This is a genomic window from Kitasatospora sp. NPDC050543 (assembly GCF_044457565.1).
In the GTDB taxonomy this organism is placed as follows: Bacteria; Actinomycetota; Actinomycetes; order Streptomycetales; family Streptomycetaceae; genus Kitasatospora.
In genome coordinates this window covers 275,361-290,070 of record NZ_JBITGZ010000001.1, presented here as the reverse complement: position 1 = coordinate 290,070, position 14,710 = coordinate 275,361, and the positions used below count along the sequence as shown (strand labels likewise).

The window sequence follows — 14,710 nt, the reverse complement described above, 5'->3', positions numbered from 1 at the left end:
CGCCCCGGGGCAGGCGAGGGGGAGCCGCCGTCAGACGATTTCGAGCGCCGAGGCGAAGTGGCAGGCCGCCACGTGGTCGGCGCCGATCCGGCTGTCGGCCGGGTCCTCGTCGCGGCAGCGCTGCTGCTCGCCCTCGCTGAGCGTGAGGTACTTCGGGCAGCGGTTGCGGAACCGGCAGCCGCTCGGCACGTCGGCCGGGCTGGGCAGGTCGCCGGTGAGCATGATCCGGGTGCGCTCCCGCTCCTTGCGCGGGTCGGGCAGCGGCACGGCGGAGAGCAGGGCCTGCGTGTACGGGTGCGAGGGCTCGGCGAAGAGCGCCTCGGTGTCACCGAGTTCGACGATCCGGCCGAGGTACATCACCGCGATCCGGTCCGCGATGTGCCGCACCACGGACAGGTCGTGGGCCACGAACAGGTAGCTCAGGCCGAGCCGGGTCTTCAGCTCGTCGAGCAGGTTGAGCACACCCGCCTGGATGGAGACGTCCAGGGCGGAGACCGGCTCGTCCAGGATGACCAGCTTGGGCTCCAGGGCGAGCGCGCGGGCGATCGAGATGCGCTGGCGCTGCCCGCCGGAGAACTCCGCCGGGTAGCGGTCGGCGTGGTCGGGGTTGAGGCCGACCAGCTCCAGCAGCTCGGGCACCCGGGCGGCGATCCGCTCCTTCTCCCAGCCGTGGGTCTTCAGCGGCTCGGCGAGGATGTCGCCGATCGGCATCCGGGCGTCGAGCGCGGCCATCGGGTCCTGGAAGACGATCTGCATGTCCCGGCGCAGGGCCTTGCGGTCGGCCCTCTTCAGGCCCCGGATGTCCTTGCCGAAGACGGTCACCGTGCCGGCCTGGCCGCTGGGCAGGTCCAGGATCTCCAGCAGCGTGGTGGTCTTGCCGCAGCCGGACTCGCCGACCAGGCCGAGCGTCTCGCCCTCGCGGATGTCCAGCGTGATGCCGTCCACCGCGCGGACGGTACCGACCTTGCGCTTGACGATCGCGCCGGTGGTGAGCGGGAAGTGCTTGGTCAGCTGGGTGAGCTCGAGCACCGCGGGGCGCTGCTCGCGCGGCAGCGCGCTGGTCTCGGCGACCGGCGGCAGCTCGGGGACGGGGTAGATGGTCGCCGGGTCGAGACCGGCGGCCAGCTCGTGGCTGCGGTGGCAGGCGGTGCGGTGCCCGACGCCCTCGCGCTCGCTCAGCGCGGGCTCGCGCTCGTGGCAGACCTCGATCGCGATCGGGCAGCGCGCGGCGAACGGGCAGCCCGGCTTGAGGGCGGCCATCGACGGCGGGGTGCCCTCGATCGGGGTGAGCGCCCGGCGCTCGGTGTTGTCCAGCCGGGGGATCGAGCCCAGCAGGCCGATGGTGTACGGCATCCGGGGGGTGTAGTACACCTCGTCCACGGTGCCGGCCTCGACCGGGCGGCCGGCGTACATCACCTGGACGCGGTCGGCGAAGCCGGCGATCACTCCGAGGTCGTGGGTGATCATCACGATGCCGGCGCCGGTGACGTCCTGGGCCTTCTTGAGCACCTCCAGCACCTGCGCCTGGATGGTGACGTCCAGCGCGGTGGTGGGCTCGTCCGCGATGATCACCTTGGGGTCGTTGGCGATCGCCATGGCGATCACCGCGCGCTGGCGCATACCGCCGGAGAACTCGTGCGGGAAGTTGTCCACCCGGCGCTTGGGGTCCGGGATGCCGACGATGTCCAGCAGCTCCATCGCCCGCTCGCGGGCCTGCTGCTTGGTCATCTTCTGGTGGATCCGCAGCGCCTCGATGATCTGGGTGCCGACGCTGTACACCGGGGTCAGCGCGGAGAGCGGGTCCTGGAAGACCATCCCGATCTCCTTGCCGCGGATCTCGGAGAGCTGGGTGTCGTTCAGCCCGAGCAGCTCACGACCCGCCAGCTTGATCGAGCCGGTGATCCGCGCGCTCTCCGGCAGCAGACCGAGCACGGCCATCGAGGAGACCGACTTGCCGGATCCCGACTCGCCCACGATGCCCAGCACCTCGCCGGGGCGGACGGCGTACGAGACGCCGCGCACCGCGCGCACCGGGCCGGCTTCGCTGGGGAAGGAGACGTGGAGGTCGGAGACCTCCAGCACGGGCTGCTCCAGCGAGGGCTGCGACTTGTCCAGCCGGGTGTCGGTCACCGGTCGGACTCCTTCCTTGGTACGGGTGCTGTCTGCTGGGTTGCCGGAGGCCTGGGTCATGACGTCAGCACCTCGGTGCCCTTGGACGGCGCCTCGGCCATGGCCATGCGGTCCGTGGCCTGGTCCAGCTTCTTGCTCCACTTGGCCTTGGCACCGGTGGAGTTGGGGTCGAGCGCGTCGCGCAGGCCGTCACCGATGAAGGAGACCGCGAGGCCGATCAGGACCAGGGCGGAGGCCGGGAAGAGGAACAGCCAGGGGTAGGACATCGCCATGCTCTGGTTCGCTGAGATCACGGTGCCGAGCGAGACGTCCGGCGGCTGGATGCCGAAGCCGAAGTACGACAGCGTGGACTCGAAGACCACCGCGGCGCCGACCTGGATCACCGCGTCGATGATCAGCAGCGAGGCCATGTTCGGCAGGATGTGCCGGAAGATGATCACTGGCCCGGGTACGCCCATGTACTTGGCGGCCTTGACGAACTCACGGTCCTTCAGGGTCAGCGTCATCGAGCGGACCACCCGGCCGGTGATCATCCAGCTGAACGCGGCGATCATCACCACGAAGATCAGCCAGCTGGAGGAGCGGAACACCGGGGAGAGCACGGCGAGGATCAGGAAGCTCGGCATGACCAGCAGAAGGTCGACCAGCCACATCAGCGAACGGTCCGTCCAACCGCCGTAGTAGGCGGAGAAGGCGCCCGCGGTGGCGGCGAGCAGCGTGGTGAGCATGCCGACCAGCAGGCCGATCACCAGCGACTTCTGCAGCCCGCGCATGGTCAGCGCGAACATGTCCTGGCCGCCCTGGGTGGTGCCGAACCAGTGGTCCGCGGTGGGCGGCGACATGAACGCCATGTAGTCGTGCTGCGTGTAGTTCCACTTGTTGAACAGCGGGCCGAGGTAGGCGGTGAGGAACAGCAGCACGATGATGCCCAGGCCCACCAGGGCCATCCGGTTACGGGCGAACCGGCGGACGGTCAGCCGGGCACGGCTGGTGCGCTTCTTGGCCGGGGCGGCTGGGGCTACTGCTTCGGGGGCGGTGGTCGAGGTCATCTCTGCTCTCCTGGGCGGCTGGGGCGGGGTCGGTCCTGGGCGCGGGGGGTCAGGCCCGGACCCGGGGGTCGAGTGCCGCGTACAGCAGGTCGGAGAGCAGGCCTGCGATCAGCACCAGGACCGCGGTGAAGAGCCCGACCGCCGCGACGGAGTTGACGTCGTTGCGGTTGATCGAGTCGACCAGCCACTCGCCCATGCCGTGCCAGCCGAAGGTCTTCTCGGTGATGGTGGCGCCGGTGAACAGCAGCACGATGTTGTAGACCAGCAGCGGGACCACCGGCAGGACGGCCGTGCGCAGACCGTGCTTGACCAGCGCGTCGCGCCGGCGCAGGCCCTTGGCGCGGGCGGTGCGCAGGAAGTCGCTGCCGAGCACGTCCAGCATGGTGCTGCGCTGGTAGCGGCTGTAGAGGGCGACCTGGATGAGCACCAGGGTGATCATCGGGAGCAGCATGTGCTGCCCGCGGTTGACCAGCGCCTCGAAGTCCCAGCGGCCCTGGAACTCGGAGTCGTACTCGCTCACCACCTTGATCGTCGCCGAGCCGTCGTTGAACTGGGTGGCGCCGATCTGCAGGGCGCTGCCCAGGACGAACACGGGAGTGGCGAGGATCAGGAACGAGCCGACGGTGGTGAACCGGTCGAAGAACTTGTACTGCTTGATGGCTCCGAGCGCGCCGAGGGCGACGCCGCCGACCGAACCGAGCAGGGTGGCGATCAGCAGCAGCCGGGTGGAGACGCCGACCCGGCGGCCGAAGTCGTCGTTCACCGAGCTGTTGTCGATGGTCTTGCCGAGGTCACCGTGGGCGACGCCGTTGGCCCAGGTCCCGAAGCGCTCCAGGATCGGGGTGTCCGGGTTCTGGTTGATGTCGTCCAGCGACTTGGTGATGGTGGCGATCGGCACGGGCGGGTTGCGCCCCTCGTACTTCGCCTTCGGGTTGAGGCTCAGTCCGGCCAGGAAATAGGTGAGGGACGCGGCAATGATGACCAGGACCAGATAGTTGGCCAACTTGCGCAGCATGTAGCGACCCAAGGCGCTTCTCTCCCTCGTGCGGTCCAGTCGGTGCGGGTGCCGGGGCCACGGTCGAGGGGGCTCGGAGTGCCGCTGATCTGGACAGAAACTTCGCGCCGCTGTGGAACGGCCTTGGTGCCACATCTTGCTGACCGTGGGGAGCGTTGTCGACCGGCGGCGAATCAAGGGTTGGTAACGCAGAAACCCTGGTCGCAGGTTTGAGGCCCCCTTTGACCATGGGTTCTAGGGTGAAAAGCGCAGGCAGCGGCGGGTTTTTCAGGTCGCGGGCGGGTTGTGTGCCAACGTTTGTGGCGGGCAAGCAAGTTATTCTGATATGTCCAGTTATGGACCGCCATTGGCGAGTATCCGCCACGAACCGTCTCATGAATAAGGGGTGTTGATCGGCCATCAGCTGTTCGACTATCGGACATGACGCGAGCGCCTTCGGACGCCGGAAGGCCGGGACCTGATGCCAGGTCCCGGCCTTCCGGAGCGGTGCGACGATGCGTCAGGTGGTGGTGAACCTGAAGGTCCGTTCCTTGTCGCCGCTCTTCTCCATGACGGAGGTGATCGCGTCCGCGACGTCCTGAACGGTGATCGGCACGAGGGCGCCGCCCTTGCGCGCCTTGACCTTGTCGAAGGTCCCGCCGAGCAGGCCGCCCAGCTGGTCGTAGTCCCACTTGGGCACGATCTTGCCGTTGGCGTCCGGGACGAGGGTGAGTGCCCTGGAGGCCGCGAGCTTGCCGAAGTCGAACTTCCTGACGCCGGCCAGTACGTGCACCTGCCCGCTCGCCACGGCCTTGCCCATGCCGTCGGCCGCGGCCTGGAGTGCCTGAGCGGAGATCCTCGGCTGGGCGACGGTGACGGACAGCGGCACCGGCGCCACGTCCTTGCCCGCGGCGCGGTCCCGGTAGGCCTGCTCGACCTGACCCACGGCGGCGGCGGAGTCCACGGCCTGCCCGGCCTTGCCGGGCACCACGACGGGCTCGCCGGTCTCACTGAACCGGACGTACCCCTCCTGCAGCCCCTGCCCGGAGCCGGTGGCCAGCGCGTCCAGGGCGGCCTTGAGCTTGGCCCGGTCCACCTTGACCTCCGGCGGCACGGCCTTCTCGCCGCCCTTGAGCGAGTTGATCACCACGACCGGGTTGTAGTTGTGCTGGGTCAGGCCGTCCACGGTGGCCGTGGTGTCGAAGCTCAGCCCGGCGGTCAGCGGGTCGAGGTCCACCGTCCGGTCGTTGATCTTCAGCTTCACCGGCTGCTGGCCGGCCTTGGCGACGCTGTCGTCGAGCTGGTGGATCGCCTGGTCACGGCTGCTGCCGCCGATGTCCGTACCGAGCACCACGGTGCCCTTGGGTACGTCCGCCTGGTTCAGCATCAGCCCGGTGCCGTACGCGGCCGCGCCGAGGAAGAGCACCCCGGCGACGCCGTACACCACCAGCTTGACGGCCTTGCTGCGCCGCTTGGGGGCGGGCTTGGCCGCGGCCTTGGCGGCGGGAGCGGGAGCGGCGGGGGCGGCGGGTGCCGGCGCCGCCGGAAAGCCCTCGGCGGGCGAGCCCGCCTGGGGGCGGCCGGGGCCGGAGGCGAACTGGCCGCTCGGGCCGAACGGGTCGGCGCCGGGCCCGGAGGCGCCCGGGGCGCCGGGGAAGAGACCACCGGGGGTCATCGGGGCGCCGGGCGCGGCCGGCGAGGCCGCCGGCGGCGCCGAGGCGAACAGCCCGGGCTGCGGCATGCCGGATATGGCGGCGGACTGCGCAGTGTCGTCGGGGATCGGCCCGAAGCCGCCGATCGCGGTGTCCTCCTGGCCGGCCTCGGGCCGCCGCTGCTGACCGCGGCCGCCGCCCTGCGGAGCGCCGGGAGCGCCGCCCTGACGGGGGTGCGGGCGGGTGGGCAGCGGGCCCTGCTCGGGGCCCGGCTGGAACGGGTCCACCGGGGCGCCGCCGGGGGCGTCCGCCTGCCAGTCGGCCGGCAGCGACTGGGGATCGGGCATCCCGTCCTCGTACGCGGCGGCCTCGGCCCGCGCGGCGTTCGGGCTGACGCTGGTGCCGAACGGGTCGTCGGAACGGCCCTGGCCCGGCTCCGCCGCGTACGGCGAGGCCGGCGCACCGGTCGGACGCGGTCCCTGGGGCGGACGCGGTCCCTGGGCCGGACGCTGGCCCTGCGCCGGGCGCTGGCCGCCCGGACGGCCGCCGCCGGGGCGGGCGTCCTTCGGGCGCGCCTCGGCGGGCCTGCTCTCGCCCGCATCGCGCGGGGCGCCGGCCGGCACGGCGGCCGGCACCGGAGCCGGCTCGGAGCCCTTCCTCTGCCGCGGCCGGAACCACTCGCCGGTCGACTCGGCCTCGGACTGCTCGCCGCCCTGCCACTCGGGCGGCAGGTTCGGCGGGGTGGCCGTGCGCGGGCCGCCCTCCATCACCCCGAGCACGGGGGAGGACGGCGCGGCGGAGCGGTGGCGCGGGCCGGCGGGCTCGGGCACCTCGGCGGGCGGGCCCTCGCCCCCGCCGTCCTCGGTCTTGACGGTGCTGCGCACCACCACCGGCGGGATCGGACGTGACCCGGGGATGTTGATCCGCACCCGGGTGGTCAGCGTGGTCTCGGTCTTCGGGACGTCCTCGTCCCCGCCCGGGTCCGCCGGCGCAGCCTGGTCGCTGCCGTTGGGCATGCCCGGGATGCCGTACGGCGGGGTGCCGGACGGGTAGGCGTCCGGGCCCGTGCGCCGGGGCGTCGGGTTCGCGTTGTCAGATTCGCGGCTGCTCAATGCTGCTCTGCTCCGGGTTCGCGGGTCGTGGCCTGGGGCACGATCGCGGGTTGTGGGGCGGCTGTCCAGCTGGGCGGTGGTTACCGCCGGGTGTGGACCGGACCGCATCCCCTACCGACACCAGCTTCTCGTCCTGCGGCACCACCATACTGGGAAGAACTGAGCGGTGAACTGGTTCGGATGGAACGCGATACGTCCGGTTCCTCCGGTATGAGACTACGGGCGCCGGGTGCTGACTGCTCGTCGTGTGCGGGCCCGACAGGGCTCGTCGGGGGCGTACGAGGGCGCTCGGCGCCCCCTCCCGCCGGGGCTCAGCGACCCGCGCGGGGGGCGCCCAGGAGGTAGCCGCCACGGGTGGGCAGGGTGGCGCAGATCACCCCGATGATCGAGCCCAGGAACAGGTACGTGTACGAGGAGAAGCCCGGCCAGAGCACCGCGTCGCCCTCGGGTCGAGGCACCATCAGGACCAGCAGTGCCAGGAACCAGCCGGCCACCGGCACGCCGGCGCCGAGCTTGGTGCCGGTCACCCGGAGGCCGGCGTAGAAGACCGCGGCGGTGGCCGCCAGCGAGATCAGCAGACCGGCCGGCACCCACAAGGCCTGCACGAAAGATCCGCACACCGACACCACGATGCCGAGCAGGAAGAACCCGACATACGCGACGATCCGGCCGGCCCGCGGCGGCTGCGGCTCGGCCAGGCGCGCGGAGCGGCTGCCCAGCACCCGGGCGGGCAGGGAGCGCAGGGTGCGGGTCGGGGCTTGGTCGATCATCGGGTCGCCTCCTCGGCGGTGTCCGCAGGGGTGTCCTGGCGGGTGTCCGCGCCGGTGCCCGCCGGGGCGGGTGCGGCGGTGTCCAGGCCGGCGAAGAGGTCGGTCTCGGGGCTGACGGGGCCCGCCTGGCCGCGCACCAGCTGGTAGTACTCGGTCGCCAGCAGCGGCTGGGACAGGTTGTTGGAGAGCGCGAAGAAGTCACCGTCGACGGTGATCTGGGTGGCGTGCGCCGCCATCGCGGCGGCCTTGCGCCCGGCGTGGGCCCGGCCGTCCAGCACCGTGGTGATCTGATGGTCGTCCACCACGCCCGGTACGTCCCCCGCTTCTGCGACGCCGGGGAACGGCGCCCGGGCGGCGGCCTCGCGCAGCCCCTCGTCGATCACCGATCGCGGCATCCGGTTGAAGTAGACCTTGGCGATCCGCCAGGCCGGGCCGAGCTCGGGGCGGTACGCCGGATCGGCGGCCAGCTCGTACGCCCGCATCGCCACCCGGTGCGCCTGGATGTGGTCGGGGTGGCCGTAGCCGCCGTTCTCGTCGTAGGTGACCAGCACCTGGGGCCGGACCTCCCGTACCACCTCGACCAGGTGGCCGGCGGCCTCGTCCGGGTCGGCCTGCCAGAAGCAGCCGGGCGCCTGGTTGTCGGGCACGCCCATCATCCCGGAGTCGCGGTAGCGGCCGGGGCCGCCCAGGAAGCGGAAGTCGGCGACGCCGACCTCGCGCATCGCGCTGGTCAGCTCGCCGATCCGGTATGGGCCGAGGGTGTCGTCCCGGTCCGCCGTCAGATGGGCCAGCTCCGGGACGACGACCTCGCCGCCCTCGCCGAGGGTGCAGGTCACCAGGGTGACCGAGGCGCCCTCGGCGGCGTACCTCGCCATCGTCGCGCCGTTGCCGATCGACTCGTCGTCGGGGTGGGCGTGGACCAGGAGGAGGCGGCGTCCGGGAATCGCGGTCATGGGGAGAGCCTAACGACCGCGCGGGCCCGGCTAGAGCTTCAGGCCGTTGATCATCCCTGCGAGATTGCTGGTGACCTGGCTGATGGACGGCGCGATGGAGCTGGACGCCAGATAGAAGCCGAGCAGCGCGCAGATGATCGCGTGCGCGAGCTTCAGGCCGGAGCGGCGGATCAGCATCACCACGATGACCAGCATCAGCATGGCTGCGGAGATGGACAAAGCCATGGCGGCTCACACCCCTTCTCGGGTGCGCCGCCCCTTGGGGAGGGCGGCGGTCGGGACCTTGCGGGGACCAGCATCCGAGCGGGCCGGCCCGGGACGGGGCCCGGCACACTCGTTGAACCAGGAATACCCGATAAGTGACCGGCGCATCACGTTCGGTGAGTCGCCGTGGCCGGGGCACGGTGGCGTCGACGGGGCGCACGGGCCGGTGGGAGGGGGTGTGGGGCCCTTCCGGGGGTAGTTCGCCCGCATGCTCCGAACGAGTGATCACGTCGGCCCGGCCGGGAGCGCCCCCAGGTCGTAGGGTCTGGTGCCATGATCTCCGATACCCCTGCGGACACCTTCCCCCGGCAGTACGCGCGGACGCTGCGCTACACCGTCGGAGCGCCCCGGTCCTTCACCGTCACATCCGACGGGGCCCGGGTCGTCTTCCTGCGCTCGCTCTCCGGCGGCGACCGCGCCAACCGGCTCTGGACCCTCGACACCTCCACCGGCCGCGAGCGGATCGCCGCCGACCCGGTGGCGCTCCTCGGCGGCGGCGAGGAGGACCTCTCCCCGGCCGAACGGGCCAGGCGCGAGCGCAGCCGGGAGGGCTCGGCCGGCATCGTCGGCTACGCGCTCGACGGCCCCGGCCGGCTGGCCGCCTTCGCGCTCTCCGGGCGGCTGTTCGTCGCCGACCTGGTGGCCGGCACCGCGAGCGAGCTGCCCGCCGAGGGCCCGCTGCTCGACCCCCGGCCCTCCCCGGACGGCGCCTACGTCGCGTACGCCACCGCTGCCGGCGAGCTGCGACTGACCCGCACCGACGGCAGCGGTGACTGGGCGTTCGCCCAGCCGGACGGCGAGGGGGTGTCCTGGGGGCAGGCCGAGTTCATCGCCCAGGAGGAGATGGACCGCGACCGCGGCTTCTGGTGGTCCCCCGAGAGCGACCGGCTGCTGGTCGAGCGGGCGGACGACAGCCCGGTGCAGCGCTGGTGGATCGCCGACCCGGCCAACCCCGCCGCCGAGCCCGCCGAGATCGCCTACCCGGCGGCCGGCACGGCCAACGCCGAGGTCGGGCTCTGGGTGCTCGGCCTCGACGGCAGCCGGGTCGAGGTGGAGTGGGACCGTGAGGCGTTCCCGTACCTGGCCCGGGTGCACTGGTCGGCCGGCGGCCCGCCGCTGCTGCTCGTCCAGGCACGGGACCAGCGCACCCAGCAGGTACGGGCCGTGGACGTCGAGACCGGCGCGAGCGAGCTGCTCCTGGAGGAGACCGACGACCACTGGCTGGAGCTGTTCCCCGGGGTGCCGGCCTGGACCCCGGACGGCAAGCTGGTGCGGATCTCCGACCTCGACGGTGCCGACGGCGCCGAGGGCCGGGTCCGGGCGCTGGTGATCGGGGACCACCCCGTCACCGGCGCGGACCTCCAGCTGCGCTCGGTGGTCGCGATCACCGACGAGGAGGTGTTCTTCAGCGCCGGCGGCGGCGAGCAGGAGAGCGACCCGGAGCCCGGCTGGATCGCGGTCGGGCGGATCAGCCACGACGGCAAGCGGCTGACCTGGGAGAGTGCCAACGGCGAGCCGTTCACCTCCGTCACCAGCGCGGTGCACGCCGCCGGCATCACCGTCCGCGCGACCTCCGTGCACAACCGGCCCGGCGCGCTCGTCCAGGTCGGCCGGGACCTGCCGGAGGGCGTGGTGGTGGACGAGATCGCCACCATCGAGTCGTACGCCGAGACCCCGGTACTGACCGCCCGGCCGGTGTTCCGCTTCGCCGGCGAACGCCGCATCCCGGCCGCTGTCTTCCTGCCCACCGGCTACGACCGGGAGCGCGACGGCCTGCTGCCGGTGCTGATGGACCCGTACGGCGGCCCGCACGGGCAGCGCGTCGTCCAGGCGCACAACCCGCACCTGAACTCGCAGTGGTTCGCCGACCAGGGCTTCGCCGTCGTCGTCGCGGACGGCCGCGGCACCCCCGGGCGCAGCCCCGGGTGGGAGAAGTCGATCGCCCTCGACTTCGCCGGCGTCACCCTGGACGATCAGGTGGACGCGCTGCACGCGCTGGCCGGGGAGTTCCCGCTGGACCTCGGGCGGGTCGCGATCCGTGGCTGGTCCTACGGCGGCTACCTGTCGGCGCTCGCCGTGCTGCGCCGCCCCGACGTCTTCCACGCCGCCGTCGCCGGGGCGCCGGTGACGGACTGGGAGCTGTACGACACCCACTACACCGAGCGCTACCTCGGCGACCCGCACGAGCGCCCGGAGGTGTACGCCGCCAACTCGCTGACCGGCTACGCGGCCGGCCTGGAGCGGCCACTGATGATCATTCACGGGCTGGCGGACGACAACGTGGTGGCCGCCCACACCCTGCGGCTCTCCTCGGCGCTGCTCGCGGCCGGGCGCCCGCACACCGTGCTGCCGCTCTCCGGGGTCACCCATATGACGCCGCAGGAGGAGGTGGCGGAGAACCTGCTGCTGCTCCAGGTGGACTTCGTCAAGCACGCGCTGGCGGGCTGACGGAAGAGCGGAGGGGGAGCGGGGCGTGGGTACCCGCTCCCCCTCCGCCGTGTGCGCCCGCGGGCGCGCGTGCGCGCTGAGCGCGCCCGTTCCAGCCGGTGCGCCGGGCGCGACCGGGGCGCCCGACAGCCGGTGACATCCGGCCGGGCCCCGGCATGACATCCGTCATCCCCGAAGCACGACGGTGCACACTGCCGTCGGCCACCCCCCGGACGGGACTCTTGAGAGGTCGGGCCGAGCAGCGGCCGGGGCCAGGAGAGAGAGCGGGGACGGGGACGGATGAACACCGTGACGGATTTCGGGGTGGGCGGTGAGGTCGCCGCCTTCCGGCAGGTCAGCAAGAGCTACGGCCGCGTCCGGGCGGTGCGGGATCTGGACCTGGTCCTGCGCCCCGGCGAGACGGTGGCGCTGCTCGGTCCGAACGGGGCCGGCAAGTCCAGCAGCCTGGATCTGCTGCTGGGCCTGCGCGCGCCCGACCGCGGGAGCGTCTCGCTGTTCGGCGGCACGCCGAGGGCGGCCATCGCGGCCGGGCGGGTCGGCGCGATGCTGCAGAGCGGCGGGCTGATGGGTGACGTCAAGGTCCGCGAACTGGTGAAGTTCGCCTGCGACGTCCACCCGCGCGGCCGGGGCGTCCAGGAGGTGCTGCGGGACGCCGGCGTCGCCGAGCTCGCCGACCGTAAGGTGGACAAGCTCTCCGGCGGCCAGGAGCAGCGGGTGCGGTTCGCGCTGGCCATCGCCGGCGCGAGCGATCTGATCGTGCTGGACGAGCCGACCACCGGGATGGACGTCTCCGTCCGACAGGCCTTCTGGGCCACCATGCGGGCGCAGGCCGACGCCGGGCGCACCGTGCTGTTCGCCACCCACTACCTGGAGGAGGCGGACTCGGTCGCCGACCGGGTCCTGGTCCTGCACGGGGGCCGGCTGATCGCCGACGGCTCCTCGGCGGAGATCAAGGCCAGGGCCGGCGCCCGCCGGGTCACCTTCGACCTGCACGCCGCCGACGGCCCGCCGCAGGAGCGGCTGCTGCGCGGCCTGCCGGGTGTGCTGTCGCTGGACATCGGCGGCCGGCCCGCGGGCGTGCGCACGGTACGCATCCGCACCGCCGACGCCGACGCGACCGTCGCCGGTCTCTACCGCGCGGGGCTGTACCCGCGTGGCCTGGAGGTCACCGGGCTGGGCCTGGAGCAGGCCTTCCTGACCATCACCGGCGAGTACGCCGACGGCAGGGACACCGCCGGCAGGTACACCGAGGACGACTACGCCGCCGAGGAGCGTGTGCGATGACCACCCTGATCCAGCTGGAGATCGTGCGCACCCTGCGCAACAAGCGCTACCTGTTGTTCACGCTGCTCTACCCGGGGCTGCTGTACGTCTTCTTCATCAGCGCCCACCACGGCGGCAACGTCGAGGGGGGCATCCCCGCGAAGGCGTACTTCATGGTCTCGATGGCCACCTTCGGCGCGGTCGGGGCCGTCCTGACCGGCAACGCGCAGCGGATCTCGCTGGAGCGCGGCAGCGGCTGGGTGCGGCAGTTGCGGCTGACGGCGCTGCCGGGGTGGGCGTACACCACCGCCAAGATCGCGGCCTGCGCGGTCACCACCCTGCCCGCGATCCTGGTGGTCTTCGCGGTCGGCTACTTCGAGGGCGTGGAGCTCAGCGCCGCGCGCTGGGCGGGTCTGGGTCTGGCCCTGTGGCTGGGCAGCTTCGTCTTCGCCGCCCTGGGCGTGGCACTGGGGTACGCGGCGGAGCCGGACGCGGTGCAGCCGATCGTGATGATCGCCTACATGGTGATGGCGCTGTTCGGCGGGACGTGGTTCCCGGTGGGCGACTCGCTGCGGCCCTTCGCCCGGTTCGACCCGGTGTACCTGTACAACGAGCTGGCCTCGTTCAGCCGGCCCGGGCACTCGCTGGACCTGGCGGCGGTCGCCGGTCTGGCCGGCTTCCTGGTGGTCTTCGCGGCCGCTGCGGCCGTCCTGTACCGCAGGGACACCGAGCAGGCATGATGATCGCCATGCCGAAGTCGCCCCTGAACCGCCGTCCCGCCGAGCCGGGGGAGGAGGAGCAGGGGCGTACCTCGTTCACCAACATCCCGGGTGCGCCGGTGGAGAACCGGCGCCAGCTGGTCGTCAAGCTCTCCTGGATGTCGCTGTGGATGGTCTACCTGGCCTACCCGGTCAAGGATCTGGCCGGCGGCCGGCACGGTACGGGCGCGACGGTGGCGGGCGGGCTGGCGCTGGCGGTGTTCCTCAGCGCCTACCTGACGCTGGTCGCCTCCCGCTCGACCAAGCCGGCGCAGTGGCGGGGCCACCACGTCAGCGTCGCGGTGATGACGGTGCTGGCGCTGGCCACCTCCTTCGGGCTCGGCGAGGCCTGGCTGACGCTGTTCACCTACACCTCGGTCTGCGTCGCCGTCGTCCTGCCGCCGAGGCTCGGGATCCCCGGGGTGGCGGCGGCGACGGTACTGGCCCTGGTGGTCGCGCTGCTGATCGGGGCCGAGGCGGACACCCTCGCCGCGATCGTGCTGCCCTGCTTCCTGAGCGGCCTCGCGATGACCGGCCTCCAGCGGCTGATCGTCACGATGCGGGAGCTGCGGGAGGCCAGGGCGGCCATCGCGCACCTGGCGGCGTCCGAAGAGCGGCTGCGCCTGGCCCGGGACCTGCACGACCTGCTCGGGCACTCGCTGTCGCTGATCACGCTGAAGAGTGAGCTGGCCGGGCGGTTCATGGACCAGGACAAGCCGGAGGCCGCGCGCGCCCAGGTCGCCGACATCGAGTCGGTGGCCAGGCAGTCGCTGATCGACGTCCGCGAGGCGGTCAGCGGCTTCCGCCGTCCGACCCTGCCGGTCGAACTCGCCGCCGCCCGTACGGCGCTGGCCGCCGCCCAGGTCGAGCTGGAGGCCGACCCCGCGCTCGGCGACAGCTGGCCGGGGCTGGGCACCGAGGAGGCCGGCGCGCTGGCCTGGGCGCTGCGCGAGGCGGTGACCAACGTCGTCCGGCACGGAGAGGGCGCCACCCTGTGCACCGTCACGGCGGACCGCAGCTGGGCCGAGGACGGCGAGCGGTACGCCGTGCTGGAGGTCGCGGACAACGGGCCCGGTCCGGGCAAGTCCGCCGCGGGAAACGGTCTTTCGGGCCTCGGTGAGCGGCTCGCCCTGGTCGGCGGCAGGCTGGTGACCGGCCCCGGGCCGCGCGGGCGGGGATTCCGCCTGCGCGCCCTCGTCCCGCTGCGTACCGTCCCGCAGGAGAGTGCCGGTGCCGCCGGTGCCGCCCGTACGCCGGCCGGCACCGCCCGTACGGCCGGCTGAGCACACGCGCAGACCGAGCAGCCGCGCAGACTGG

General features: G+C 72.6%; 11 protein-coding genes. 4 read left to right on the top strand and 7 right to left on the bottom strand.

Annotation, left to right across the window (positions count from 1 at the left end; all coding sequences use genetic code 11):
- Positions 1-30 precede the first annotated feature (30 nt).
- The 7 genes from ACIBH3_RS01210 to ACIBH3_RS01180 all read right to left on the bottom strand — a co-directional run bounded on the left by ACIBH3_RS01210 (position 31) and on the right by ACIBH3_RS01180 (position 8,885).
- Positions 31-2,130, bottom strand: a complete 2,100-nt coding sequence (locus ACIBH3_RS01210) for a dipeptide ABC transporter ATP-binding protein (RefSeq protein WP_396309736.1) — start codon at positions 2,128-2,130, stop codon at positions 31-33.
- A gap of 56 nt (positions 2,131-2,186) precedes the next feature.
- The gene (locus tag ACIBH3_RS01205) at positions 2,187-3,179 is read right to left on the bottom strand and encodes an ABC transporter permease (protein ID WP_396309735.1); all 993 of its coding nucleotides are present in this window, start codon (positions 3,177-3,179) and stop codon (positions 2,187-2,189) included.
- A 49-nt stretch (positions 3,180-3,228) separates the two neighbouring features.
- The gene (locus tag ACIBH3_RS01200; protein WP_396309734.1) at positions 3,229-4,194 is read right to left on the bottom strand and encodes an ABC transporter permease; all 966 of its coding nucleotides are present in this window, start codon (positions 4,192-4,194) and stop codon (positions 3,229-3,231) included.
- Between the two features lie 499 nt (positions 4,195-4,693).
- On the bottom strand, positions 4,694-6,937 hold the full coding sequence (locus ACIBH3_RS01195; RefSeq protein ID WP_396309733.1) for a peptidoglycan binding domain-containing protein: 2,244 nt from the start codon (positions 6,935-6,937) through the stop codon (positions 4,694-4,696).
- 311 nt (positions 6,938-7,248) lie between these two features.
- On the bottom strand, positions 7,249-7,707 hold the full coding sequence (locus ACIBH3_RS01190; RefSeq protein WP_396309732.1) for a DUF6113 family protein: 459 nt from the start codon (positions 7,705-7,707) through the stop codon (positions 7,249-7,251).
- The gene (gene mshB / locus ACIBH3_RS01185; RefSeq protein WP_396309731.1) at positions 7,704-8,660 is read right to left on the bottom strand and encodes an N-acetyl-1-D-myo-inositol-2-amino-2-deoxy-alpha-D-glucopyranoside deacetylase; all 957 of its coding nucleotides are present in this window, start codon (positions 8,658-8,660) and stop codon (positions 7,704-7,706) included. Before mshB ends, ACIBH3_RS01190 begins: the two co-directional genes overlap by 4 nt.
- Positions 8,661-8,690: 30 nt before the next feature.
- Positions 8,691-8,885: a DUF2304 domain-containing protein gene (locus ACIBH3_RS01180; protein WP_396309730.1), complete on the bottom strand. Its 195-nt coding sequence runs from the start codon at positions 8,883-8,885 to the stop codon at positions 8,691-8,693.
- A 312-nt stretch (positions 8,886-9,197) separates the two neighbouring features.
- Here ACIBH3_RS01180 and ACIBH3_RS01175 point away from each other — a divergent pair, with 312 nt between their 5' ends.
- From ACIBH3_RS01175 to ACIBH3_RS01160, 4 genes are all read left to right on the top strand, one after another.
- Positions 9,198-11,372, top strand: a complete 2,175-nt coding sequence (locus tag ACIBH3_RS01175) for a prolyl oligopeptidase family serine peptidase (RefSeq protein WP_396309729.1) — start codon at positions 9,198-9,200, stop codon at positions 11,370-11,372.
- 279 nt (positions 11,373-11,651) lie between these two features.
- Positions 11,652-12,656 carry an ABC transporter ATP-binding protein gene (locus ACIBH3_RS01170; protein ID WP_396309728.1) on the top strand — a complete coding sequence of 335 codons (1,005 nt, stop codon included), beginning with the start codon at positions 11,652-11,654 and terminating at the stop codon, positions 12,654-12,656.
- Positions 12,653-13,375, top strand: a complete 723-nt coding sequence (locus tag ACIBH3_RS01165) for an ABC transporter permease (protein ID WP_396309727.1) — start codon at positions 12,653-12,655, stop codon at positions 13,373-13,375. Before ACIBH3_RS01170 ends, ACIBH3_RS01165 begins: the two co-directional genes overlap by 4 nt.
- Positions 13,376-13,383: 8 nt before the next feature.
- Entirely contained in the window at positions 13,384-14,676 is a 1,293-nt protein-coding gene (locus ACIBH3_RS01160; protein ID WP_396309726.1) for a sensor histidine kinase, read from the top strand.
- The last annotated feature ends 34 nt before the right edge of the window (positions 14,677-14,710 follow it).

What these genes read in the sequence shown, in the direction of transcription:
- ACIBH3_RS01205 (WP_396309735.1), bottom strand. Translation starts at nt 3,179, where the DNA reads ATGACCTCGACCACCGCCCCCGAAGCAGTAGCCCCAGCCGCCCCGGCC.
- ACIBH3_RS01200 (WP_396309734.1), bottom strand. Translation starts at nt 4,194, where the DNA reads ATGCTGCGCAAGTTGGCCAACTATCTGGTCCTGGTCATCATTGCCGCG.
- ACIBH3_RS01190 (WP_396309732.1), bottom strand. Translation starts at nt 7,707, where the DNA reads ATGATCGACCAAGCCCCGACCCGCACCCTGCGCTCCCTGCCCGCCCGG.
- mshB (WP_396309731.1), bottom strand. Translation starts at nt 8,660, where the DNA reads ATGACCGCGATTCCCGGACGCCGCCTCCTCCTGGTCCACGCCCACCCC.
- ACIBH3_RS01180 (WP_396309730.1), bottom strand. Translation starts at nt 8,885, where the DNA reads ATGGCTTTGTCCATCTCCGCAGCCATGCTGATGCTGGTCATCGTGGTG.
- ACIBH3_RS01175 (WP_396309729.1), top strand. Translation starts at nt 9,198, where the DNA reads ATGATCTCCGATACCCCTGCGGACACCTTCCCCCGGCAGTACGCGCGG.
- ACIBH3_RS01170 (WP_396309728.1), top strand. Translation starts at nt 11,652, where the DNA reads ATGAACACCGTGACGGATTTCGGGGTGGGCGGTGAGGTCGCCGCCTTC.
- ACIBH3_RS01165 (WP_396309727.1), top strand. Translation starts at nt 12,653, where the DNA reads ATGACCACCCTGATCCAGCTGGAGATCGTGCGCACCCTGCGCAACAAG.
- ACIBH3_RS01160 (WP_396309726.1), top strand. Translation starts at nt 13,384, where the DNA reads ATGCCGAAGTCGCCCCTGAACCGCCGTCCCGCCGAGCCGGGGGAGGAG.